Below are 21,629 nucleotides of genomic sequence, written 5' to 3' on the forward strand. Positions count from 1 at the left end.
GTGCCCCACTGGGCGGCCGCTACCGTGCGGGGCATGAGTACTCCCGACGCGACCGCTCCCGTGCCCGAAGCCACCCTTTCGGCCGCACACCCCCGATTCGCCGAGGCCCTGCGCGAGCTGGGACTCGACGTCGAGATCCGCCGCTTCCCGGACGCCACCCGTACCGCCGCCGAGGCCGCCGCGGCCATCGGCTGCGAGCTCAGCGCCATCGTCAAGTCTCTGATCTTCGAGGCCGACGGGGCTCCCGTGCTGGTCCTGATGGACGGCTCCTCGCGGGTCGACGTGGAGCTCGTACGGCGGGAGCTGGGCGCCGGGAAGGTCAAGCGCGCCGGGGCCGATCTGGTCCGGGAGACCACCGGCTACGCGATCGGCGGTGTGCCGCCCTTCGGCCACCGTACGAAGACCCGGGTGCTGGCCGACCGCGGGCTGCTCGACCACGACGTGGTGTGGGCTGCGGCGGGCACCCCGCACACCGTCTTCCCGCTCGATCCCAAGGCAGTCATCAGGCATGCCGGCGGCACCGTGGTGGACGTGCGCGAGCAGTCCACGTGACGTAGAAGCACTGGCGCGGACGGCAGACGCGGGCGCGGGTGCCGGTGCAACCCGCGCAGCCCGCTGCTGGGCCGCCCGCCGGGCCTCAGTCCTGCGCGATCGCCCTCCGGAAGCCCGCGTTCACGGCGAGCAGCCCGCCGTCCACCCGCAGCGTCGTCCCGGTGATCCAGGCAGCGTCGCGGGAGGCGAGGAAGGCGACCGCCGCCGCGATGTCGTCCGGTTCGCCGACCCTGCCGAGGGGGTAGAGCGGGCTCACCCGGTCCAGTACGTCGGCGCGGTCCGCCCACGCGTCCGTGCGGATCGTGCCAGGGGCCACGAGGTTGACGCGGACCCCGCGCGGGCCGGCGTGGCCGGCGAGCGTACGGGTCAGGCTGCCCAGGCCCGCCTTGGCGGCGCTGTAGGCGTGATTGCCGAAGTCCTGCTCCCCGTTGACGGAGCCGATGTTGACGATCACGCCCCGGCCGGAGGCCACCAGGTGCGGCAGTGCCGCCCGTGAGCAGCGGTACGGGCCGGTGAGCGTGGTGTCCAGATCGCCCTCCCAGACGTCGTCGGGCTCGTCCTCGAAGAGCGGGGTGTCGGGGGTACAGCGGTACGCGTTGTTGACCAGCACGTCCAGCGTGCCGAACGCCTCGACCGCACGGGCCACCGCCGCCTCGACCGCCGCCCGGTCGCCCACGTCACAGGGCAGCGCCTCGGCGGTGGCGCCCGTCTTCCGTATCGCCGCCGCCGTGTGCTCGGCGCGGTCACCGTCCCGATCGGTCACCAGGACGCGTGCGCCCTCGGAGGCCAGCCGACGGGCCGTGGCAGCGCCGATGCCCTGTCCCGCGCCCGTGATGAGTACGCCGTATCCATCGAACCTGGAATCACCGGTAGGAGTCATAGCGCCGACCGTACTGCTCTGACCAGGGCCTGGGCACGGGGATCGGCGGTGACTCCCTTCTGCAGACCGTTCGTCACATAGCCGAGCGAGATGCCCGATTCGGGGTCGGCGAAGCCGAGCGAGCCGCCGCGGCCCGGGTGGCCGAAGGAGCCGGGAGCGAGGAGCGGGGCGGCCGGGCCGTGCAGCATGTAGCCGAGGCCGAAGCGGGTGTTCACGACGAGCACCCGGTCCGGGCCCGCGGACTCCTCGGTGCGGGCGAGGGTGAGCGTGGCCGGGGCGAAGAGCCGGTGACCGTCGACCGGGCCGATCATCGCGGCGTAGGCGCGGGCCAGCGCGCGGGCGGTCGCAATGCCGTTGGAGGCGGGGAGTTCGGCCGCCCGGTAGCCGGCGTCGTTCTCGTCGGGGAACGGGTCGATGGCGCCGAACGCGCGGCGGGTCAGCGACTCGGGATCACGGTAGGCGTCCACGACCGACCGCTTGGGGCGCATCCGCAGCGCCCCGCCGTTGCCGCCCGGGACGGGCGGCTCGACCCGTCCGATCCGGCCCACCCGGTGCGCCTCTTCCTCCGGGAGCCCGAACCAGAAGTCGAGGCCGAGCGGGCGGGCGATCTCCTCGGCGATCCAGCGGCCCACGGTGCGCCCGGTGACCCGTCGCACCAGTTCGCCGATCAGCCAGCTGTACGTCTGTGCGTGGTAGCCGTGTGCGGTACCGGGCTCCCACTGCGGGCGCTGCGCGGCGACGGCGTGCGCCCCGGAGCTCCCGTCGGCGGCCTCCTGGGGCGTCAGCGGCCGGTCGAGGGCGGGGACTCCCGCACGGTGGGCGAGGAGGTGCCGCACGAGGACGCGCTCCTTGCCGGCCGCCTTGAACTCCGGCCAGTACGTGCCGACCGGGGCGTCCAGGTCCACCTGTCCGCGCTGGTGCAGCAGCAGCGGTACGGCCGCGGCGATGCCCTTGCCCGCGGAGCGGACGATCTGCACCGTATCGACCGCCCACGGTTCGACGCCGTCGACGTCTCTCGTACCGGCCCACAGATCGACGACCTTGCGCCCGTCCCGGTAGACGGCGACCGCCGCCCCCCGCTCCCCCCGCTGCTCGAAGTTACGGATAAAGGCGTCCCTGACCGGTTCGAATCCGGTCGCCACCGTGCCCCGTACGTCCACGCCTGCTCCTGCGCTCCCGCTCATCCCCCCATGGTGCATCGCTGCGCAGGTGAGCTGTACCGCGGGGAGGCCGTCAGCTCAGCACGATCGAGACGTCGATGTCGCCGCGGGAGGCGTTGGAGTACGGCCAGACCTGGTGCGCACTGTCGACCGGCCCGGCGGCCGGCTCCTGGTCGACGAGCGGCAGCGAGGCCGCGGGATGGCTCCTTTCGTCGCCGGTCACGCGCCCATGGTCACGGAGCGCGGGTCGAACCCGAAGGGCAGCTCCAGCCGGTGAGCTCGCATCAACTCCTCGTCACAGAGCAGGTCCTGAGTACGGTTGTCGGCCGCGATGGCGCCTTCGCTGAGGATGACGGAGCGCGGGCAGAGTTCCAGGGCGTACGGCAGGTCGTGCGTGACCATCAGCACGGTGACGTCCAACGACCGGAGGATGTCGGCGAGTTCGCGCCTCGATGCGGGGTCCAGGTTGGACGAGGGCTCGTCCAGGACGAGGATTTCCGGCCGCATGGCGAGCACGGTGGCGACGGCGACGCGGCGGCGCTGACCGAAGGACAGATGGTGCGGGGGGCGGTTCGCGTACCCCTCCATGCCGACCTGTTCGAGCGCCTCGGTGACCCGCTCCTCCAGTTCGGCGCCGCGCAGCCCGGATGCGGCGGGCCCGAAGGCGACGTCCTCGCGGACGGTCGGCATGAAGAGCTGGTCGTCGGGGTCCTGGAAGACGATGCCGACGCGGCGGCGGATCTCCGCGAGATTGTGCTTCTCCACCGGAAGACCGGCGACCCGGACGGTGCCCGCGCCCGCGTCGAGGATGCCGTTGAGGTGGAGGACGAGCGTGGTCTTGCCGGCGCCGTTCGGGCCGAGCAGGGCGACGCGTTCGCCGCGGGCGACGGTCAGGTCGACGCCGAAGAGCGCCTGGTGACCATCGGGGTAGGCGTAGGCGAGGCCACTGACCTCAAGGGACGGCGCGGTGCTGCTGGACGGGCTCATAGGGTCCATCCCAGCAGACAGACCGCGAGGGCGAGCACGGGGAGTGCCGAGGCGTACGCCCACTGCGCGCCGGATGCCGTCACCTCGTCGATGACCGGCATCGAGCCGGTGTAGCCGCGGCTGACCATCGCGAGGTGGACGCGTTCGCCGCGCTCGTAGGAACGGATGAAGAGCGCGCCCGCCGACTTGGCGAGGACGCCCCACTGCCGTACCCCACGCGCCTCGAAGCCGCGGGAGCGGCGGGCGATCGACATCCGCCGCATCTCGCCAGTGATCACATCCCCGTACCGGATCATGAAGGAGGCGATCTGGACGAGCATCGGCGGCAGCTTGAGCCGCTGCAGACCGAGCAGCAGGGAGCGCAGTTCGGTGGTGGACGCGAGGATCACCGAGGCGGCGACGCCGAGGGTGCCTTTGGCGAGGACGTTCCAGGCGCCCCAGAGACCGGGGACGCTGACGGATACGCCGAGGAGCTCCGTCTGTTCACCCGGCACCACGAACGGCATCAGCACGGCGAACGCGACGAACGGCACCTCGATGACCAGCCGCTTGAGGAGGAACCCGGCGGGGATCCGGGCCACCGCGGCGACCCCGGCGAGCAGCGCGGCGTACAGCGCGAACGCCCAGACCGCCTCGCGCGGCGTCAGGACGACGACCAGCACGAAGCTGAACACAGCGGCGAGCTTGCAGTGCGGGGGCAGGTCATGGACCGGCGAGTGCCCGTGCCGGTAGAGCTTGTGCGCGTGGCCCGCGCCCATCAGACGGCTTCCTTGGTGCGGATGCCGGCGGGTGCGTCCGGCGTACGGCGGCGGCGGACGGCCCAGAAGACCCCGCTGCCGACCACGATCGTGGCACCGACCCCGATCACTCCGGCGAGACCGCCGGAGAGCCGCGCGTCGGAGATGTCCTTGACGCCGTAGTCGGCGAGCGGTGAGTCCTTGGCCGCGTGCTCCTCGACCCTCTTGTCGATGCCCTGGTCGGCGGCGACCTTCTCCAGGCCGTCCGGGTTGGCGGAGGCGTAGAAGGAGACGAAGCCCGCCAGCACGAGGGCGGTGACCAGGCCGGTGGCCCAGAGCCCGCGCGTGGAGCGGGCGGCGACCGGCGCGACGGACGGCCGGGCGGGGGCGTCGACGAGTTCGCCGTCGATCCGGAGCTTGAGCGGGGAGGTGAGACCGCGGGCGCCGTGGACCAGATCGGGGCGGACTGCGATGACGGCTCCGACGGTCAGCCCGGTGATCACGGCCTCGCCGATGCCGATCAGGATGTGCACGCCGACCATCGCGGTGAGGACCTTGCCGATCGGGATGTCGGTGGTGCCACCGATCCAGTAGATCAGCGTGAAGACGCAGGCCGCGGCCGGTACGGAGATCAGTGCGGCGACGAATGCCGCGGCGGTCGTGGAGCGGCGGGTGCGCGGCAGGACGGTGGCGAGACCGCGGAAGAGGGCGTACGAGACGACGGTGGTGGTGACGCCCATGACGGTGATGTTCACACCGAGCGCGGTGAGCCCGCCATCCGCGAAGAGGATGCCCTGCATGAGCAGTACGACGGATATACAGAGCACCCCGGTGTACGGCCCGACCAGGATCGCGGCGAGCGCCCCGCCCAGCAGATGTCCGCTGGTACCGGCCGCGACCGGGAAGTTCAGCATCTGCACGGCGAAGATGAACGCGGCGACGAGGCCCGCGAGCGGCGCGGTGCGTTCATCCAGTTCGCGGCGGGCGCCCCGCAGACTGACCGCCACGGCACCCGCGGCGACCACACCGGCGGCGGCGGAGACGGGGGCGTTGATGAATCCGTCGGGTACATGCATGGGGAGGCTCCGCTTCCTGCGTTCCTGCACTGCTGCGCGGGGTCATGAACCTCTCAATGATAGGGCCTTGTTGCGAATGGCTCGCAAGAGCGCATTCGCAACAAGTACTCGGCTTCCGCATCGTGCCCTTTGACCGAAATGTGCGACATTAGATATCAAACATTCATAAACAGTCGGTAACAGGAGGATTCGGCCCATGCCCCCCGTGATCGAAGAACAGGCCGAAGCCCGGCTCATCACCGAGGCGACCGACACCTTCTCCGTCCCCGTCGACCTGCGGTACGACGCGGCCGTCGACCCGCGTACGGTCCATCTCACCTTTCCCGGCGGCACCGACTGGGCCTTCGGCCGAGACCTGCTGGAGGGCGGGCTGCACTCGCCGACCGGGCACGGCGCGATACGGATCTGGCCGTGCGGACGGGCGCAGCTGGTCGTGGAGCGGCACTCGCCGGATGGCGTCGAGGTGGTGCAGTTCGACAACGCGCCGCTGATCCGCTTCCTGGACCGCACCCACGGCGAGACCAGGAAGTCCGAGACCGCACCGGCGTGACCCTGACGGAGCGGCGATGAGCCCCCGTGCCGCTCGCACGGGGGCTCATCGCCGCTCCGGCCCCACGTCCCCACAGGTAACCGGCGCATTCCGGGGCCGCGTTCCGCTCGGACGCGGCCCCCGGGGCTCGTACGGATCAGACGCGCGTCAGCTCACGCTTGCCCTGCGCGTCGCCCTGCCCGTCCTCGCCGGACGTCTCGCCGAGCTGCTTGCGCAGCCCCTCGCCCTCCACGTCGACATTGGGCAGCAGCCGGTCCAGCCAACGCGGCAGCCACCAGGCGCGCTTGCCGAGCAGGGCGAGGACCGCGGGCACGATCGCCATCCGGACGACGAACGCGTCGAAGAAGACGGCGATGGCGAGCGAGAAGCCGATCATCTTGATCATCGATTCGCTGGAGCCGATGAACCCGGCGAAGACCGCCATCATGATCACGGCCGCGGCGGTGACGACGCGGGCGCCGTGCTTGAAGCCGGTGACGATCGCCTGCGGGGCCTTCTCCCCGTGGACGTACGCCTCGCGCATCCGGGTGACGAGGAAGACCTCGTAGTCCATGGCGAGGCCGAAGACCACACCCACCATGAAGATCGGCATCATGGACATGATCGGGCCGGTCTGTTCGACGCCGAAGAGCGAGCCCAGCCAGCCCCACTGGAAGACCGCGACGACCGCGCCCAGGGCCGCGACGACCGAGAGCAGGAAGCCGAGGGCCGCCTTCAGCGGCACCAGCACCGACCGGAAGACCAGCATCAGCAGCAGGAACGCCAGGCCGACGACGAGCGCCAGATACGGCAGCAGCGCGTCGTTCATCTTCTGCGAGAAGTCGATGTTCATCGCCGTGGATCCGGTGACCAGGACCTCGGCGCCGGTGCCGGACTTGATGTCCGTGCCCGCGTCACGGATGGCGTGAACCACGTTCTCCGTCTCGGCGGAGCTCGGCCGGTCCTTCGGGATCACGGTGATCATGGCGGTGTCGCCGGCCTTGTTGAAGTGGGCCGGGGTGACCGCGACGACGTGCGGGATGCCGGAGATCTCGTCGGAGACCTGCTTGACCGCGGCCTTGCCGTCCGAGCTGTTCGCCGTGTCCACGACGACCATCAGCGGCCCGTTGAAGCCGGGGCCGAAGCCGTCGGAGAGCAGGTCGTAGGCGCGGCGCTGGGTGGTGCTGGTGGGCTGGGAGCCGTCGTCGGGCAGGCCCATCTCCAGCGAGGCGGCCGGTACGGCGATGGCCCCGAGGCCGAGGACTCCGACCAGCAGCACCCAGACCGGCTTGCGCAGGACGAACCGCGCCCAACGGGTACCCATGTTCGGCTTCGCCTCGGGCCGGCTCGAAGCCTCGGCGGCCTTGCGCGCCTTGCGTCCCATGACCCGCTTGCCCGCGAAGCCCATCATCGCCGGGACGAGGGTGAGCGCGATCAGGACGGCGATCGCGACCGTGCCGGCCGCGGCGAAGCCCATCTTCGACAGCATCGGGATATTGACGACGGCCAGGCCGACCAGGGCGATGACGACAGTGAGACCGGCGAAGACGACCGCGGAACCGGCCGTGCCGACCGCCCGCCCCGCCGCTTCCTCGCGCTCGCGGCCCTCGGCCAGCTCGGCGCGGTAGCGGGAGACGATGAAGAGCGCGTAGTCGATGCCGACCGCGAGGCCGATCATCATCGCGAGGGTGGAAGTGGTGGAGCCCAGGTCGAGCACGTTGGCCAGGGCCGTGATCGTCGAGACGCCGATGCCGACGCCGATGAGCGCGGTGAGCAGCGGCAGACCCGCCGCGACGAGCGAGCCGAAGGTGACGACCAGCACCACTGCGGCGATCGCCACACCGATGATCTCGGTGGCCCCGGTCTTCGGCATCACCTGGAGCGCGTCGCCGCCGATCTCCACGGTCATCCCGCTCTTCTGCGCCGCGTGGCCCGCGTCCTCCAGGGCGCTCCGGGTCGCATCGGTCAGCGCCATCGAGTTGACCTTGTAGGACACGGAGAAGTAAGCCGTGGAGCCGTCCTTGCTGACGGCGTTGCCGGTGTACGGGTCGGTGACCGAGGCGATCTGGTCCGAACCCGACTTCAGCTCGTCCGCGATCCGGTTGACCTCGGCCTTGTTCGCCGGGTCCGTCATCTTCTGGCCGTCGTCGGCCTTGAAGACGACCCGCGCGGTCGCGCCGTCGGCGCTGGAGTCGGGGAAGCGCTGTTCCAGCAGGTCGAAGGCCTTCTGAGCCTCCGTACCCGGAATGGAGAAGGAGCTGGAGGTGGCGGTGGACGCGGAGGCGGCGCCGAATCCGGCGAGCGCCAGCAGTGCCACCCAGACAAGGGCGACATAGCGGCGGCGCCGGAACGCGAACCGTCCGAGCTTGTAAAGGAATGTGGCCACGGAGGCGTACTCCCGGTCAGGTCGTGTGGGTGGAAAAGGGCGTGAGGAACCAGCCCGACGACGAGAGCGGCGTGTCAGGTGGGGCTTTGGGGAGTGGGCCGTACGGAAGGGACGGGGTCAGACGCCGAGAGCGGGGAGGATCACGGAGTCGACGTAGTCGGTGAGAAACGCCTGGTCGACGGGGCGGCCCTCGACCAGCTGCCGAGCGGTGAAAGCACCGACCAGCATGTGCGGTACATATTTCAGCGCCGGGTTGTCCGGACGCAGTTCACCCCGGTCCACGGCTCGGCGGAGCAGCGAGTCGAGGCCGGATATCTCCGGCTCGATGAGCAGTTCGCGCAGTGCCTGGTGCAGATCGGGATTGTCGTGGACGGCTTGCATCAGGCCCCGCATCAGCGCGGAGCTCTTCTGCATCCGGCAGTCGTCGGTCCGGCCCAGCGCGGCATGAAAATCTCCGCGCAGCGAACCGGTGTCGATCTCGGCAAGGTCGCCCGGCTTGTCGTGGCGCAGCGCCTTGACGACCAGCTCCGGTTTGCTCCCCCACTGCCGGTAGAGGGTGGCCTTGCTGGAGCGGGTGCGGGCGGCGACGGCGTCCATGGTCAGGGCGTCGTAGCCGACCTCGCGCAGCAGGTCGAGCACCGCGGCGTAGAGCTCGCTCTCGCGCTCGGGCGTGAGGCGGGTGCGTGCCATGGGCCGACCTCCTGTCCTGTCACTCGTACGTCATTCAGCCGAACGAAACTGTTTCGTACACCTCGAAGGTACCCCGCCGCTGAGCGAAACTGCATCGTTTCGCTTGTGTGTCGCACCACACTTTCTTCCGCACCACGAGTTGCCGCGTCCCGCTCACGCGGAAAGCATTGGAAGGTGAGTGACGACGTCGCGTATCTCCGTTTCCCGCACCTTCACAAGGACCTGCTCTGCTTCGCGGCCGAGGACGACCTCTGGGTCTCCCCCCTCGCCCCCGAGGGGCAGCAGCCCGGCCGGGCGTGGCGGGTGACCGTCGACCGGACGCGGGTCAGCCACCCGCGCTTCTCGCCCGACGGGACCCGTATCGCGTACACGACCTGGCGCACCCTGGATCCCGAGATCCACCTCGCCCCGGTCGAGGGCGGACCGGCCCGGCGGCTCACCTACTGGGGGTCGACCGACGCCCGGGTCTGCGGCTGGACCCCCGATCCGGACGAGACGTCGCACATCCTCGCCGTGTCCTCGCACGCGCAGCCGTTCTCGTACTTCTCCTGGGCCTACAGCCTTCCCACGGACGGCTCCCCCGGCGGCAAGCTCCCGTGGGGTCCGGTCTCCGACATCGCGGTCGCGGACATCGACGGCGAACGGCGCACGCTGCTGCTCACCGGCACACCCCCGCACGAACCGGCCGCCTGGAAGCGGTACCGGGGCGGGGCGATGGGGCGGCTGTGGCTGCACGGCAAGCGACTGCTGCCCGATATCGGCGGCCACCTGGACTCGCCGATGTTCGTCGCCGGCCGGATCGCGTTCCTCTCCGACCACGAGGGCGTCGGCAACCTGTACTCCTGCCTGCCCGACGGCTCCGACCTGCGCCGCCACACCGACCACGACGCCTTCTACGCCCGGCACGCGTCCAGCGACGGACGCCGGGTGGTCTACCAGTGCGCGGGCGAGCTGTGGCTGGTCGACGACCTCGAATCACCGGACGCGGTGCCGCGGAAGCTGCAGGTGCGGCTCGGCGGGCCGCGGGCCGGGCGACGTACGTACCAGGTGCCCGCCGCCACCAATGTCGACTCGCTGTCCGTGGACGAGACGGGCCGGGCGAGCGCCGTCTCGGTCCGCGGCAGTCTGTACTGGCTGACCCACCGCGACGGGCCCGCCCGTACGATCGCCGACACCCCCGGGGTCCGGGTCCGGCTGCCCGAGATGCTCGGCAGCATGGGCCAGGTCGCCTACGTGACGGACGCGGACGGCGAGGACGCCATCGAGATCGCGTACCTGCCGCGCGCCAGCGGTGACCGGGCACCGCGCCGGCTGGCCTCCGGGCAGGTCGGCCGGGTCCACGAACTGATCGCCGACCCGGAGGGCGAACGGCTCGCGATCGCCACGCACGACGGCCGGCTGCTGCTCCTCGACACGGCCGAGGAGTCCACCGGCGAACCGACCGAGCTGATCCGCTCCATCAACGGACCGGTCCGCGATCTGGCGTTCTCACCGGACGGCGCCTGGCTGACCTGGTCGCATCCCGGGATCGGCCGCTCGCTGCGGCAGATCAAACTGGCCCGGATCATGGGACCGGGCGCCCCGGTGATCGTCGATGTCACCAACGGCCGCTTCGAGGACCAGAACCCGGTGTTCACCGGCGACGGCCGGTATCTCGCGTTCCTCTCCTGGCGCGGATTCGACCCGGTGTACGACGTCCACACCGGCGACCTCTCCTTCCCGCTCGGCTGCCGCCCGTACCTGGTGCCGCTCTCCTCCGCCACCCCGTCCCCCTTCGCTCTCTCACCGGAGGGGCGCCCGGCGGCGGGCGGCCTCGACCCGGGTGACACCCCGGAAGCGACTCCGGCCGAAGGGGCCACGGTCACGGTCGAGTTCGAGGGGCTGGAGAACCGGGTGACGCCGTTCCCGGTCACCGCGTCGAAGTACTCGGCGCTGCACCCGGTCAGCGGCGGCGGGCTCGTCTGGCTGCGCTGGCCGATCTCGGGCGCGCTCGGCGAGACGTTCGCCAACCCGGCCGACATGTCGGGGCGTCCCACGCTCGAACACTTCAACATCACGAAGGCCAGGAAGACCGAACTCGTCGGCCATCTCGACTGGTTCGCCGTCAGCGGCGACGCGACCCGGCTGGTCGTCATGGACGACGGAGAACTGCGCGCCGTACCGGCCACCGAGCCCGGCGACAGCGACTCGACGGTCTACCTCGACCTGCGGCGGATCCTGCACGATGTCGACCCGGCCGCGGAATGGCGGCAGGCGTACGGGGAAGCGGGCCGCATCATCCGCTCCTACTTCTGGGAACCCGACATGTGCGGCATCGACTGGCCGGGCGTGCTCGACCAGTACCGTCCGCTGGTCGAACGGGTCGCGACCCCCGACGAGTTCGCGGACCTGCTGCGCGAGGTCCTCGGCGAACTGGGCACCTCGCACGCGTACGTGGGACCCGCCCGCCGCAATGAGGGCCCACCGCACTACCAGCGGGCGATCGGACTGCTCGGCGCGAACCTGGTGTGCCGGGACGGCAAGTGGCTGGTCCGGCGGATCCTGCCGGGCGACTCCTCGGACTCCAAGGCGCGCTCACCGCTCGCCGGCACGGGCATCCGGGACGGCGCGATCCTCACCCACGTGGACGGCCGCCCGGTGGATCCGGTCGCGGGCCCCTACCCCCTCCTCTCCCAGGCGGGCGGGACCACCGTCGAACTCACCTTCTGCCCGCCCGAGGGCGAAGGCCCCTCCCGCCGCGTCGCCGTCGTCCCCCTGGTCGACGAGCGCCCGCTCCGCTACCAGGACTGGGTCGCCAAACGCCGCGAAGTCGTACGGGAGCTGAGTGCCGGCAAGTGCGGCTACCTGCACATCCCCGACATGGGCGGCTCCGGCTGGGCCCAGTTCAACCGCGACCTGCGGATGGAGGTCTCCCGCCCCGCCCTGATCGTCGACGTACGCGGCAACGCGGGCGGCCACATCAGCGAGCTGGTCGTCGAGAAACTGACCCGCACGATCCTCGGCTGGGACCTGACCCGCCACGCCCAGCCGGTCTCGTACGCCTCCAACGCCCCCCGCGGCCCGGTGGTGGCTCTCGCCGACGAGGCGACCTCCTCCGACGGCGACATGATCACCGCCGTGTTCCGCCTGCTGGAACTGGGCCCGGTGGTGGGCCAGCGGACATGGGGCGGGGTCGTCGGCATGACGGGCCGGCACCGGTTGGGCGACGGCACGGTGATCACGGTGCCGATGAACGCGGCGTGGTTCGACGCGTACGGATGGTCGATCGAGAACCACGGTGTCGAACCGGACCTGGAGGCGCTGCGCACTCCGCTGGACTGGGCGGAGGGCCGGCACGCGGTGCTGGACGACGCGGTGCACATCGCGCTCGAACTCCTGAAGTCCCACCCGGCGTCGACCCCACCGACCTACGAGGACGCCCCGAACCGCGCACGGCCACCGCTGCCGCCGCGATAGGCACCACATCAAAGCCCGTCCGGCAAACACATCAAGCCCGTCCGGCGATTGAGGACAAAAGAAGGGGGCCGGGGGCGTGCCCCCGGTTTCGGGAAGGGGCGGGGTGGGGGAACAGGCCCCGCGCACGCGAAAGGCGCGTCCGGTCTCCCGAACGCGCCCCTCACACCGACGAGTCAGGACTCGTCGTCGTACCGGTCGCGCGCCCCCTGCGCCGCGCCCCGGGCCTTGTCCCGCGCCCCCTGGGCCGTGTCCCGGGCCTTGTCCCGCGCCCGGTCCGACGCAGCGGACGTCCGCCCGCGCGGCTCGCCCTTCTTCTCGCCCGTGTTCTTCTTCGCCTGCTCGGCGAGCTCCTGCGCCTTGTCCTTGAACTGGTCTGCGATACCCATGCTGTTCACTCCTGGGGTGCTCGGGATGCGTTGGGGGGTGACCCCGTTGGGGCCTCGACCAGACTTACACGGCAGGACATCCCACGCATTTCGATCACTTACGCTGCGTGCTCGCACCCCGCGCGACCTCGTCCGCCGCACCTCCGGCGCCCACAAGTCCCTTGCTCACACCATCGAGCCGCGACCCGAACCGCTTCATCTCGCGCTGCCCGGCCACCCCGATGACCGCCGGCAGGTATCCCCGCACCGATTGCATGCCGCGCAGCCACCACTGCGCGTACACGTGTGCCGAACGCCGCTCGATGCCGGCCACGATCCGGTCGACCGCCGGGCCCAGCGGATACGTGCGGTTCGCCGGCCATGGCAGCCGCTGCCGCAACTCCCGCATGACGTCGTCCTCGTCGGCACCCCGCACCATGTCGGTGTCCGTCCAGGACAGGTAGCCGACACCGACCTTCACGCCCCGGTATCCGACCTCCGCCCGCAGACTGTGTGCGAACGCCTCCACGCCCGACTTCGACGCGCAGTACGCGGTCATCATCGGCGCCGGAGCGATCGCGGCGAGCGACGCGATCTGCAGGAAGTAGCCGCGGCTCTCCATCAGTACGGGCAGGAACGCCCGCCCTGTCACCGCGCCGCCGATCAGATTGACCTCGATGACCCGCCGCCACGCCTGCGGGTCGGAGTCGGCGAACGGCCCGCCCGAGGCGACCCCGGCATTGGCGACGACCACGTCGACCTTGCCGAAGCGCTCCTTCACCTCCTGCGCGACCCGTGCCATCGCCACATGGTCGGTGACGTCCGCGTACCAGTGGTCGCTCTCCGCGTGCAGCCGCTCGGAGACCTTCTTCAGCTCGTCCGGCTCCAGGCCGACCAGCGCCAGCTTCGCGCCCCGCGCCGAGAGCTTGCGGGCCAGCAGCTCGCCCACGCCGCGCGCCGCGCCGGTGACGACCACGACCTGTCCTTCGAGACTGCGCCTGCCGCTCATACGACCTCCTCCTCAACAGTGCCACTGACCGCTCCGGTGGCAGCGGTGACATACCCGGCGACCAGTTCCCGGATTTTCGCGGTGACCGCCTCCGGCGCCTCCACCGGTGTCATGTGGCCCATCCCCGCCAACTCGGTGAGCCCCAGGCATTCGGGCAGCGCCGCCGCGAGGGCGCGCGCGTGGACGGGCGGCGTCAGCCGGTCATCCGTACCCGCGATCACGGCGGTCGGCACCCGCAACTCCCGTACGCCCGCGTCGAGATCGAGCTCCGCGAGCACATGCCCCCAGGAGACGCGGGCCGCCCGCGGGCAGGCGTGCACGATCCGGGCACAGCACTCGACCCGCTCCGGGGCCGAACCGGCGCCCATCGTCGCGTACTTGAGGATCCGCTTCGAGACGGGTGTGACCGGCCCGAGCGGGGCCCGCGCCCCGAGGATCGCGCGGGTCATCCGGGTGCGGACCGCACCGGCCCGCATCGGTACGACGAGCGACTCGGCGATCAGCCGCGAACTGCCGGTGCTGCACAGCAGTACGGCTGCCGCGTGCTCGCGCAGCCCGGCCCGCCGCGAGGCGGCCATCAGCGTCATGCCGCCCATGGAGTGCCCGGCGAGCACCGCCTGCTCGCCGGGGGCCAGCGCGGCGGCCAGCACCGCTTCGAGGTCGTCGGCGAGCGCGTCGGTGCTGTACCCCCCGGGGCGGACGGCGGGCGTGCGGCCGTGGCCGCGCTGGTCGTAGGCGACGACCCGGTGGTCTGCCGCCAGGTCCCGGATCTGCTCGGCCCAGAAATGGGTGTTGCAGGTCCAGCCGTGCGCGAGCACGACCGCGGGGGCGCCGTCCGGTCCGTGCAGCTCGACGTGGATGCGGGAGCCGTCGGCGGAGACGGCGGTCAGTTCGCGCGTGGGCACCGGCGGGGCGTCCTCGCTCCGCAGCGGCCGGCTCATCGCGCGGCCTCCTCGGCGACGGCCTTCCCGGCGACGACGGTCTCGGCGGCATCGGTCCTCCGGGGGCGGATGACCTCGTACTCCCCGAGGTCCACCGTCCGTGTCTCCCGGCGGAACTCACCTGTCGTTCCCGGCCAGACCGTGGTGTTGCGCCCGTCTGCGTCCAGATACCAACTGGTGCAGCCACCGGTGTTCCACACGGTCCGCCGCATCCGCTCCTGGACCCGCCGGTTCCACGCCCCGACCGCCGACGTCCGCGCACCGAGCGCGGTCCGCCCGCCCAGGACGTTCAGCTGGCGCAGATAGTCCGCCATGTAGTTCAGCTGGGACTCGATCATCAGGATCATGGACGAGTTCCCGAGCCCCGTGTTGGGGCCGATGATCGTCATCCAGTTGGGGAAGCCCGCCGCGGTCGCGCCCCGCAGCGACTGCATGCCGTCCTTCCAGGACTCGGCGAGCGTGACGCCTTCCGCGCCGACGACCCGGTCGGCGATCGGCATGTCCGTCACATGGAAGCCGGTGCCGAAGATGATCGCGTCGACCTCGGCCTCCGTGCCTCCCCCAGAGACTCCGTCCTGGGAGGTGCCCCCTCCGGCGACGACGGCCCTGCCGCGCACCTCGGTCAGCCCGGAGGCGACCACATCCACATTGGGCTGGGCGAGCGCTGGGTAGTACGTGCTGGAGAGCAGGATCCGCTTGCAGCCGATGCGGTACGAGGGCGTCAGCTTGGCCCGCAGCGCCGGATCCTTGATGGCCCGTGCGATGTTGGACTCGGCCATCCTCTCCACCAGGCCGAGCTCGTCGGGGTGCTTGGTGAAGGCGCTGACCTGCAACTCCCTTATGCCCCACAGCAGTCCACGGCGCGCGGTGCCGGTGAACGGAAGCGCGCGGTGCAGCCACCGCTCGGCGCCGCTGATGTTCCGGTCCATGCGCGGCATGACCCACGGCGGGGTGCGCTGGAACAGGGTCAGCCTGCCGGCCTTCGGCTGGATCGCCGGCACGATCTGGATCGCGGAGGCGCCGGTGCCGACCATGGCGACGCGCTTGCCGGTCAGGTCGTAGTCGTGGTCCCAACGGGCCGAGTGGAAGACCTTGCCGGGGAAGTCGGCGAGACCGGGTATGTCCGGCATCTTCGGGTCGGAGAGCGGGCCGGTCGCGGAGACGACGACATCGGCGACGATCGTGGTCCCGTTCGCGGACTCGATCACCCAGTTCAGCTCGTCGTTGTCCCACCGCATCATGGTCACTTCATGGCCAAGCCTGATGTGCGGGCGCAGCCCGAAGGTGTCGGCGACACGTTCCAGGTAGGCGCGGATGTGCTCCTGCCCGGAGAAGGTGCGCGGCCAGTCCGGGTTGGGGGCGAACGAGAACGAGTAGAGGTGGGACGGTACGTCGCAGGCGCAGCCGGGGTAGCTGTTGTCGCGCCAGGTGCCACCGACGGAGTCGGCCCGCTCCAGGACGACGAAGTCGGTGATGCCTTCGCGGCGCAGCCGGACCGCGGCCCCCAGGCCCCCGAATCCGGATCCGATCACCGCCACTCGTACATGCTCGTGCTGGGCCATGCTGCCGCCTCCCGCGGTACGTCACACGACTCCGCCAGCAATCGCTGGCATCGTTGGGAGAGTAGAGCAGCCCCGTACCGATGGGTAGGGGTCCGGTCAGGGAAAGTTACCGGCGGTACAACATAGGGTGCGGTGGTGGCTGAAGGACGCGAGCACCGCGAATACCGCATGGAGGAGCTGGCCAAGGAGGCAGGCATCCCCGTGCGGACCCTGCGCTTCTACCGGGAGCGCGGTCTGATCGCGCCACCGCGCCGGGAAGGGCGCATCGCCTGGTACGACGACCACCACCTGGCCCGGCTGCGGACCATCGCCGCGCTGCTGGAGCGCGGCCACACCCTCACCGGCATCGCCGATCTGGCCCGCACCTTCGAGAGCGGCCGCGACGTCGCCGAGGTGCTGGGGCTGGGCGAGCCGACCGAGGAGACCCCGGTCCGCCTCACACCCGAACAGCTCGCGGACCACTTCGAGGGCGAGGTCACCCCGGAGAACCTCGCCACCGCCCTGGACCTGGGCTATCTCGCCACCGACGGCGACGAGATCGTGCACATCAGCCGCCGCCTCCTGGAGGTGTCGGCGGAGCTGGTGCGCGAAGGCGTGCCGCTCGCCGCGGTGCTCTCGGCGGGCCGCCGGGTCCGGGAACACGCGGACGCCCTCGCCGAACTCTTCGTACAGGTGCTGCAGGCCCACACCACTCAGACCGGACCGCCCCAACTCCGCCCGCTCGCCCGCGCGGTGGTGGACGCGGAACTCTCGATGGCCTTCGACCGCAAGCTACGCCGCAACGACGACACCCGGCCGAAGCCCTCGGAGCCGGAGACGCCGGAGACGTAGCCCTTGGAGCCGTCGCTCGAAATCGCGTTGCCCGCACCCGTCCCGTGCGTCAGGCTTCCGCCCATGCCCGACAACGATCCGAGCAGTTCACACGGGGTCGCCGCCCTGTTCTCCCGCGGTCGGCTGACCGCGATCCCCCGCAAGCAGGCCCGCCGCGAACAGCTGCTCGTCCACCTCACCCGGACGCTGTTCGAGCCGGACCGCACGTACAGCGAGCGCGAGGTCAACGAGGCACTGCTGACGGTGCACGACGACTACTCGGCGCTGCGCCGCTATCTGGTGGTGGCGGGCCCGCTGACCCGCCCCAAGGACGGCAGCAGCTACCGCCGCACCCTTACAGGTTGAAGACGGCCGTCACGGGCGCGTGGTCGCTCCACCGTTCCTCGTGACTGGCGGCCTTCTCGACGTACGCCTTCACGGCCTTCGTTGCGAGGCCAGGCGAACTGACAATAAGATCAATGCGCCAGCCCGTGTCGTTGTCGAAGGCCCGCCCCCGGTAGGACCACCAGGAGTACGGCCCTTCCTCGTCGGGGTGGAGCGCCCGCACCACATCGACGTATGCGGCCTCGTCGAAGACCCGGGTCAGCCACTCCCGCTCCTCCGGCAGGAAGCCGGAGTTCTTCTTGTTGCCCTTCCAGTTCTTCAGGTCGACCTCCTGGTGGGCGATGTTCCAGTCGCCGCACACCAGCACCTCGCGACCGCCGGCCGCAGCCCGCGCCCCGAGTCCCTTGAGGTACGACAGGAAGGCGCCCATGAAGCGCTCCTTCTCGTCCTGCCGCTCCGTGCCGACCTCACCGGAGGGCAGGTACAGGCTCGCCACCGTCACACCGGGCAGGTCGACCTCGACGTACCGGCCGCTGTCGTCGAACTCCTCGCTTCCGGCGTCCCCGAACCCGCCGAACCCGATCTGCACCCGCTCCGGCGCCCGGCGCGTGTAGAGCGAGACCCCGGCCCGTCCCTTGGCAGCCGCCGGTGCGTGGACGGCGTGCCAGCCGTCGGGCTCGCGCACCTCGTCGGCGAGCTGGTGCGGCTCCGCACGCACCTCCTGCAGGCAGATCACATCGGCATCGGTCTGCGCCAGCCACTCGGTGAAGCCCTTCTTCGCGGCGGCGCGGAGCCCGTTCACATTTACGCTGGTCACGGTGAGCATCCCGGCACAATACCGATGACGAGTCGACGCATACATGTACCATATTTCGCATGTATATCCAGCCGCGCTCCTTCGACCACCCCGACGCCGTCAAACTCAACGACGAGGTGCAGCTCGAGTACGCCGAGCGCTACGGGGACGAGGGCGATGTCACACCGCTCGACCCGTCGATGTTCCGGCCGCCGAACGGCCTGTATCTGCTCGCCTACGACGAGTCGGGCGCACCGGTCGCCACCGGCGGCTGGCGCGCGCAGGACCGGAACGACGAGGGCTACTCGGACGGCGACGCCGAGCTCAAGCGGATGTTCGTGACCCGGGAGGGCCGCGGGCAGGGGCTGGCCCGCCGTATCCTCGCCGCTCTCGAAGCGGACGCACGGGCGGCGGGCCGCACCCGGATGGTGCTGGAGACCGGCGACCAGCAGCCGGAGGCGATCGCGCTGTACACCTCCAGCGGCTACACCCCCTGCGAGAAGTTCGGCTACTACCGCATGTACGAGAGCAGCCGCTGCTTCGCCAAACCACTCCAGGAGTCGTGATCCGGGCCCTGTTTGAGCCCGGCGGCGGACACCGACCCGGCCGCGGACAACGTCGTGCCCCGTTCCCTCACCGCACGCGGGCAACACCCGCCCCTCACCGCACGCGGGCAACACCCGCATAGAACCCGCTGCGTTCGTTCTCGGCAGCCAGTCGTAGACGCGCGCCGGGTGGGATTTGCCGGTGTCGATCTGGGGCATGGGCGGGCCGGCCGTCACAGGACGCTCCTCCGTACGGGGAATCGCGGGCAGGGGGCTGCGCCTCAATCCTTCCGCAAGATGTCCGCAAGGGAAGCATCGAATGGGCCGAACCGCCCTGGGGATCAAGCCGTCTTGGAAACGACGAAGTCCCGCCCGATCTTTCGATCGGACGGGACTTCGTCGTGCGGTGGACCGTTCACGGGTGGGTCTGAGCTGGGAAAACGGGGACGTCCCACGGAGGCTTCCCAGGGCTGAGAAGATCATTTCCCAGCTGGTTGCAAAGTGCATGCAGTGGCCCGCATCTCGCCGTCATCCCGCGTGGGGACGCCGACGGGCGGCAGAAAATCAGCATCGTGTACGCCGTCGAGCGACTGCCAGACCTCGTACGGGGATGTCTGCCGAGATCTGGTTCGGTCCGCCCGCTGCCAGTTTGTGTCCGAAGGACTCGGCTCGGCGACTGCTCAGGCCATGGCCTCACGAAGGAGAGCATGCGCGAGGTCGGTTTTCTGCAACTTTCCTGACCATGTGACAGGTTGCTGGATGGTCGGGCAGTATCTGTGCTTGTGCCGCCCGGCCCGGGGTCCGCGTCGCGTGAGGACCTCCTCACGCTGATCTGGCCCACCGCGAGACCGAACTTGCGGAGTCGAGCGCGGGAAGCGACTGCACATGTCATTGGCTCTGTGCACACAAGGCTGCGCGCAGAGCACGTTGTCCTCTTCGTAAGGTGCAGCGGATCTGGGGGGCAAATGATGAACCACGCAGCGGACGAGCTCGAACCGTCTCGGCTCCAGAAGGCCGTCGAGACGATCGCCATCACACCGGAGACGGCCACCAAGCTAGTGGGTGGTTACCGAGCGACTTTCGAGGCCAAGTTCAAGCGGGAGCCCGAGAGCCTGGAGGACAAGCGCCGGATCGCCGCCAAGATCATTGGCCGGTACTCCAAACTTTCGGCAGCCGCCGGGGCGGTCACCGCAGCCCCGAGTGTGATTCCGGGGGTCGGGACCGCGGTCGCAGTCCTGGGCGGTGGTGTCACTGACATCGCCGCGACACTCAAGCTCCAGATCGGCATGTGCATGTGCCTGGTTGAGGTGTACGAGACCGAGCTGAGCAGTGAGGACAAGAAGCACCTCGCCTTCGTCCTCGCGTTGGCGGGTTCGGCAGAACAGATGGCGGCGAAGGGTGGTAAGGCAGCGGTACTGAAGATCGCCGAGAAGTTGGTCTACCAGTACCTGAAAGGGCCCGCCTTGATCACGATCAAGCAGTTGTTCAAGCGGGTGTCCATCACCTTCACCCAGAAGGCGATGGCTAAGGCGATACCAGCCGGCGTCGGTGTCGCTTTCAGTAGCTCGACCAACTACGTCCTGACGACAGTAGTGGGCAAGGTCGCCGTCGCAGTCCTGGCCAAAGATGTGAAGTAGCAACGGTGCATCGGATCCGGTTCCGCCGGCTCAGCTGGCCAGACCGGACCAGCCCCTATCTCGAACGTTTTCCGCGTCCGTGTGGACCGAGCTGAGACTCCACCGCAAACTGCCCCACCGGCTGGCCAGCAGTCATTCCGCTCGGTCGATCACCCCCTGAACACCTGCTCGTGAAAAGCATGAACCTCATGTCGTCATGCGCGTTCGGCATGCTCGCCACCTCCTCTGCCCCCGGTGTCTCAGGAGGGACCGGAGCACAGTTACCGCCGGATAGGAGTCGCTCAGACCATTCCGGTACGCCGCCAGGCGCCCCGTCCAGGTATGGGCGGCCAGGTCTGCGGCTGCGGTCGGCGGGAGCATGCGCGCTCAAGCGCGGACAGGGACCAGGACAGCGTCAGTGCGCTCTACAGACATGCAGGAAGCCCGTGCACCGGCCAGCGGTCGCTCGTCCTCCAGAGAAGGGCGCTTACACATGGCCAAGGGCGCAATCAGACTTCCCGAGATCGACAAGGACTGTGCCCTACCGGCCAACTGACGTCCCAGACCTCGACCGTGCGTCCATACCGTTGACGCCGACACCCGCGCCGGTGCGGTTCGCCCGTCAGCTGATCGTCTCCAAGGGGCCGATCCGCGAAAACCAGCCGCGCGACCGAGCACGGGCGAACGCACTAATGGGTCGGAAAGCCGGACTGTGTCGGTATCAGGTGATAGACCTCCAGTATGGCTGGCATTCAACACCTATCGATGAGGGTTCCGTGGCGGGACCGGCCCTGGGACCAGTTCATCTGCGACGATCCATTAGGGAACTCGTCGTGTACGTTGCTCACCGCGATCAGCAAGGGACGGGACGACCCGTTCGAAGTCGCCCACGCAGGTGCCGGGATCGACGTACTCGATCATAACCAGCTCCCCTGTCTCAGTGAGCGCGCGACGTTCATGTCCCCCCTCGGCTACACGGTCGTCAAGCAGCATCCGTACCAACACAACCGTGCGCTGCGGGGAAAGCTCCACGACACCCACGTCACGCTCCCTGGCTACGCCTTCGAGGCGGTTCCCTTCCGCTGGATGAATTGAGGTTCCCCCGCTGTGCGGGAAGTGCTGATCAGCTGGTCAGAAGGGGTTGGCGGGGTTTCAGGTTCGCTCGTTCGGTCGTTGCCTGGTCGGCG

21 protein-coding genes are annotated in these 21,629 nt (G+C 70.0%); 8 read left to right on the top strand and 13 right to left on the bottom strand.

The genetic code is table 11. The features are described 5' to 3' along the window. Positions 1-33: 33 nt before the first annotated feature. A complete protein-coding gene (locus tag ACGFSA_RS17585) occupies positions 34-552 on the top strand; it encodes a YbaK/EbsC family protein (RefSeq protein ID WP_393305092.1) in 519 nt (172 codons plus the stop codon). Between the two features lie 85 nt (positions 553-637). On the opposite strand, the gene ACGFSA_RS17590 is transcribed toward ACGFSA_RS17585, so the two are convergent. The 6 genes from ACGFSA_RS17590 to ACGFSA_RS17615 all read right to left on the bottom strand — a co-directional run bounded on the left by ACGFSA_RS17590 (position 638) and on the right by ACGFSA_RS17615 (position 5,392). Beyond that, complete coding sequence (locus ACGFSA_RS17590) at positions 638-1,432, bottom strand: SDR family NAD(P)-dependent oxidoreductase (RefSeq protein ID WP_393305095.1); 795 nt, start codon at positions 1,430-1,432, stop codon at positions 638-640. After that, a complete protein-coding gene (locus ACGFSA_RS17595; RefSeq protein WP_393305135.1) occupies positions 1,429-2,592 on the bottom strand; it encodes a serine hydrolase domain-containing protein in 1,164 nt (387 codons plus the stop codon). Before ACGFSA_RS17595 ends, ACGFSA_RS17590 begins: the two co-directional genes overlap by 4 nt. Before the next feature lie 73 nt (positions 2,593-2,665). Further along, positions 2,666-2,815, bottom strand: coding sequence for a hypothetical protein (locus ACGFSA_RS17600; protein ID WP_393305099.1), 150 nt, complete (start codon positions 2,813-2,815; stop codon positions 2,666-2,668). Further along, positions 2,812-3,579 carry an energy-coupling factor ABC transporter ATP-binding protein gene (locus ACGFSA_RS17605; protein WP_393305100.1) on the bottom strand — a complete coding sequence of 256 codons (768 nt, stop codon included), beginning with the start codon at positions 3,577-3,579 and terminating at the stop codon, positions 2,812-2,814. The genes ACGFSA_RS17600 and ACGFSA_RS17605 overlap by 4 nt, the downstream gene beginning before the upstream one ends. Next, entirely contained in the window at positions 3,576-4,337 is a 762-nt protein-coding gene (cbiQ, locus tag ACGFSA_RS17610; protein WP_366135796.1) for a cobalt ECF transporter T component CbiQ, read from the bottom strand. Before cbiQ ends, ACGFSA_RS17605 begins: the two co-directional genes overlap by 4 nt. Continuing rightward, complete coding sequence (locus ACGFSA_RS17615; RefSeq protein WP_393305103.1) at positions 4,337-5,392, bottom strand: energy-coupling factor ABC transporter permease; 1,056 nt, start codon at positions 5,390-5,392, stop codon at positions 4,337-4,339. Before ACGFSA_RS17615 ends, cbiQ begins: the two co-directional genes overlap by 1 nt. Positions 5,393-5,588: 196 nt before the next feature. Here ACGFSA_RS17615 and ACGFSA_RS17620 point away from each other — a divergent pair, with 196 nt between their 5' ends. Then, positions 5,589-5,942: an SsgA family sporulation/cell division regulator gene (locus ACGFSA_RS17620; RefSeq protein ID WP_393305105.1), complete on the top strand. Its 354-nt coding sequence runs from the start codon at positions 5,589-5,591 to the stop codon at positions 5,940-5,942. Between the two features lie 136 nt (positions 5,943-6,078). On the opposite strand, the gene ACGFSA_RS17625 is transcribed toward ACGFSA_RS17620, so the two are convergent. Together ACGFSA_RS17625 and ACGFSA_RS17630 are read right to left on the bottom strand one after the other, a co-directional pair. After that, on the bottom strand, positions 6,079-8,307 hold the full coding sequence (locus tag ACGFSA_RS17625; protein WP_393305107.1) for an MMPL family transporter: 2,229 nt from the start codon (positions 8,305-8,307) through the stop codon (positions 6,079-6,081). A gap of 117 nt (positions 8,308-8,424) precedes the next feature. Further along, positions 8,425-8,997, bottom strand: a complete 573-nt coding sequence (locus ACGFSA_RS17630; RefSeq protein ID WP_393305109.1) for a TetR/AcrR family transcriptional regulator — start codon at positions 8,995-8,997, stop codon at positions 8,425-8,427. 174 nt (positions 8,998-9,171) lie between these two features. Between ACGFSA_RS17630 and ACGFSA_RS17635 the strand changes: the two genes are divergently transcribed. Continuing rightward, a complete protein-coding gene (locus tag ACGFSA_RS17635; protein WP_393305111.1) occupies positions 9,172-12,453 on the top strand; it encodes a S41 family peptidase in 3,282 nt (1,093 codons plus the stop codon). A 173-nt stretch (positions 12,454-12,626) separates the two neighbouring features. On the opposite strand, the gene ACGFSA_RS17640 is transcribed toward ACGFSA_RS17635, so the two are convergent. The 4 genes from ACGFSA_RS17640 to ACGFSA_RS17655 all read right to left on the bottom strand — a co-directional run bounded on the left by ACGFSA_RS17640 (position 12,627) and on the right by ACGFSA_RS17655 (position 16,330). After that, entirely contained in the window at positions 12,627-12,839 is a 213-nt protein-coding gene (locus tag ACGFSA_RS17640; RefSeq protein ID WP_393305113.1) for a hypothetical protein, read from the bottom strand. A 94-nt stretch (positions 12,840-12,933) separates the two neighbouring features. Beyond that, complete coding sequence (locus ACGFSA_RS17645; protein WP_393305115.1) at positions 12,934-13,827, bottom strand: SDR family oxidoreductase; 894 nt, start codon at positions 13,825-13,827, stop codon at positions 12,934-12,936. Then, the gene (locus ACGFSA_RS17650; protein ID WP_393305117.1) at positions 13,824-14,768 is read right to left on the bottom strand and encodes an alpha/beta fold hydrolase; all 945 of its coding nucleotides are present in this window, start codon (positions 14,766-14,768) and stop codon (positions 13,824-13,826) included. Before ACGFSA_RS17650 ends, ACGFSA_RS17645 begins: the two co-directional genes overlap by 4 nt. Beyond that, the gene (locus ACGFSA_RS17655; protein ID WP_393305119.1) at positions 14,765-16,330 is read right to left on the bottom strand and encodes a flavin-containing monooxygenase; all 1,566 of its coding nucleotides are present in this window, start codon (positions 16,328-16,330) and stop codon (positions 14,765-14,767) included. The genes ACGFSA_RS17650 and ACGFSA_RS17655 overlap by 4 nt, the downstream gene beginning before the upstream one ends. A gap of 168 nt (positions 16,331-16,498) precedes the next feature. On the opposite strand from ACGFSA_RS17655, the gene ACGFSA_RS17660 reads away from it, so the two are divergent. Next, the gene (locus ACGFSA_RS17660; protein ID WP_393305137.1) at positions 16,499-17,161 is read left to right on the top strand and encodes a MerR family transcriptional regulator; all 663 of its coding nucleotides are present in this window, start codon (positions 16,499-16,501) and stop codon (positions 17,159-17,161) included. Between the two features lie 63 nt (positions 17,162-17,224). Next, the gene (locus ACGFSA_RS17665; protein ID WP_393305121.1) at positions 17,225-17,506 is read left to right on the top strand and encodes a DUF2087 domain-containing protein; all 282 of its coding nucleotides are present in this window, start codon (positions 17,225-17,227) and stop codon (positions 17,504-17,506) included. Here ACGFSA_RS17665 and ACGFSA_RS17670 read toward each other — a convergent pair. Continuing rightward, a complete protein-coding gene (locus tag ACGFSA_RS17670) occupies positions 17,496-18,311 on the bottom strand; it encodes an exodeoxyribonuclease III (RefSeq protein ID WP_393305123.1) in 816 nt (271 codons plus the stop codon). The genes ACGFSA_RS17665 and ACGFSA_RS17670 overlap by 11 nt on opposite strands. Positions 18,312-18,361: 50 nt before the next feature. On the opposite strand from ACGFSA_RS17670, the gene ACGFSA_RS17675 reads away from it, so the two are divergent. The 3 genes from ACGFSA_RS17675 (at position 18,362) to ACGFSA_RS17685 (ending at position 21,537) form a co-directional block, all read left to right on the top strand. Then, positions 18,362-18,847, top strand: coding sequence for a GNAT family N-acetyltransferase (locus tag ACGFSA_RS17675; protein ID WP_393305125.1), 486 nt, complete (start codon positions 18,362-18,364; stop codon positions 18,845-18,847). Between the two features lie 944 nt (positions 18,848-19,791). Continuing rightward, positions 19,792-20,463, top strand: a complete 672-nt coding sequence (locus ACGFSA_RS17680) for a hypothetical protein (RefSeq protein WP_393305127.1) — start codon at positions 19,792-19,794, stop codon at positions 20,461-20,463. Positions 20,464-21,282: 819 nt separating this feature from the next. Beyond that, positions 21,283-21,537 (top strand): hypothetical protein, encoded by a 255-nt coding sequence (locus ACGFSA_RS17685; protein WP_393305129.1) that lies wholly within the window; start codon positions 21,283-21,285, stop codon positions 21,535-21,537. The last annotated feature ends 92 nt before the right edge of the window (positions 21,538-21,629 follow it).

Source organism: Streptomyces sp. NPDC048496, assembly GCF_043200055.1.
Classification (GTDB): domain Bacteria; phylum Actinomycetota; class Actinomycetes; order Streptomycetales; family Streptomycetaceae; genus Streptomyces.

Bases quoted from the DNA above. Each gene is read 5' to 3' on its own strand.
- ACGFSA_RS17655 (WP_393305119.1), bottom strand. From the start codon at position 16,330: ATGGCCCAGCACGAGCATGTACGAGTGGCGGTGATCGGATCCGGATTC.
- ACGFSA_RS17605 (WP_393305100.1), bottom strand. From the start codon at position 3,579: ATGAGCCCGTCCAGCAGCACCGCGCCGTCCCTTGAGGTCAGTGGCCTC.
- ACGFSA_RS17640 (WP_393305113.1), bottom strand. From the start codon at position 12,839: ATGGGTATCGCAGACCAGTTCAAGGACAAGGCGCAGGAGCTCGCCGAG.
- ACGFSA_RS17680 (WP_393305127.1), top strand. From the start codon at position 19,792: ATGATGAACCACGCAGCGGACGAGCTCGAACCGTCTCGGCTCCAGAAG.
- cbiQ (WP_366135796.1), bottom strand. From the start codon at position 4,337: ATGGGCGCGGGCCACGCGCACAAGCTCTACCGGCACGGGCACTCGCCG.
- ACGFSA_RS17650 (WP_393305117.1), bottom strand. From the start codon at position 14,768: ATGAGCCGGCCGCTGCGGAGCGAGGACGCCCCGCCGGTGCCCACGCGC.
- ACGFSA_RS17645 (WP_393305115.1), bottom strand. From the start codon at position 13,827: ATGAGCGGCAGGCGCAGTCTCGAAGGACAGGTCGTGGTCGTCACCGGC.
- ACGFSA_RS17585 (WP_393305092.1), top strand. From the start codon at position 34: ATGAGTACTCCCGACGCGACCGCTCCCGTGCCCGAAGCCACCCTTTCG.
- ACGFSA_RS17590 (WP_393305095.1), bottom strand. From the start codon at position 1,432: ATGACTCCTACCGGTGATTCCAGGTTCGATGGATACGGCGTACTCATC.
- ACGFSA_RS17670 (WP_393305123.1), bottom strand. From the start codon at position 18,311: ATGCTCACCGTGACCAGCGTAAATGTGAACGGGCTCCGCGCCGCCGCG.
- ACGFSA_RS17630 (WP_393305109.1), bottom strand. From the start codon at position 8,997: ATGGCACGCACCCGCCTCACGCCCGAGCGCGAGAGCGAGCTCTACGCC.
- ACGFSA_RS17620 (WP_393305105.1), top strand. From the start codon at position 5,589: ATGCCCCCCGTGATCGAAGAACAGGCCGAAGCCCGGCTCATCACCGAG.
- ACGFSA_RS17615 (WP_393305103.1), bottom strand. From the start codon at position 5,392: ATGCATGTACCCGACGGATTCATCAACGCCCCCGTCTCCGCCGCCGCC.
- ACGFSA_RS17660 (WP_393305137.1), top strand. From the start codon at position 16,499: ATGGAGGAGCTGGCCAAGGAGGCAGGCATCCCCGTGCGGACCCTGCGC.
- ACGFSA_RS17665 (WP_393305121.1), top strand. From the start codon at position 17,225: ATGCCCGACAACGATCCGAGCAGTTCACACGGGGTCGCCGCCCTGTTC.
- ACGFSA_RS17675 (WP_393305125.1), top strand. From the start codon at position 18,362: ATGTATATCCAGCCGCGCTCCTTCGACCACCCCGACGCCGTCAAACTC.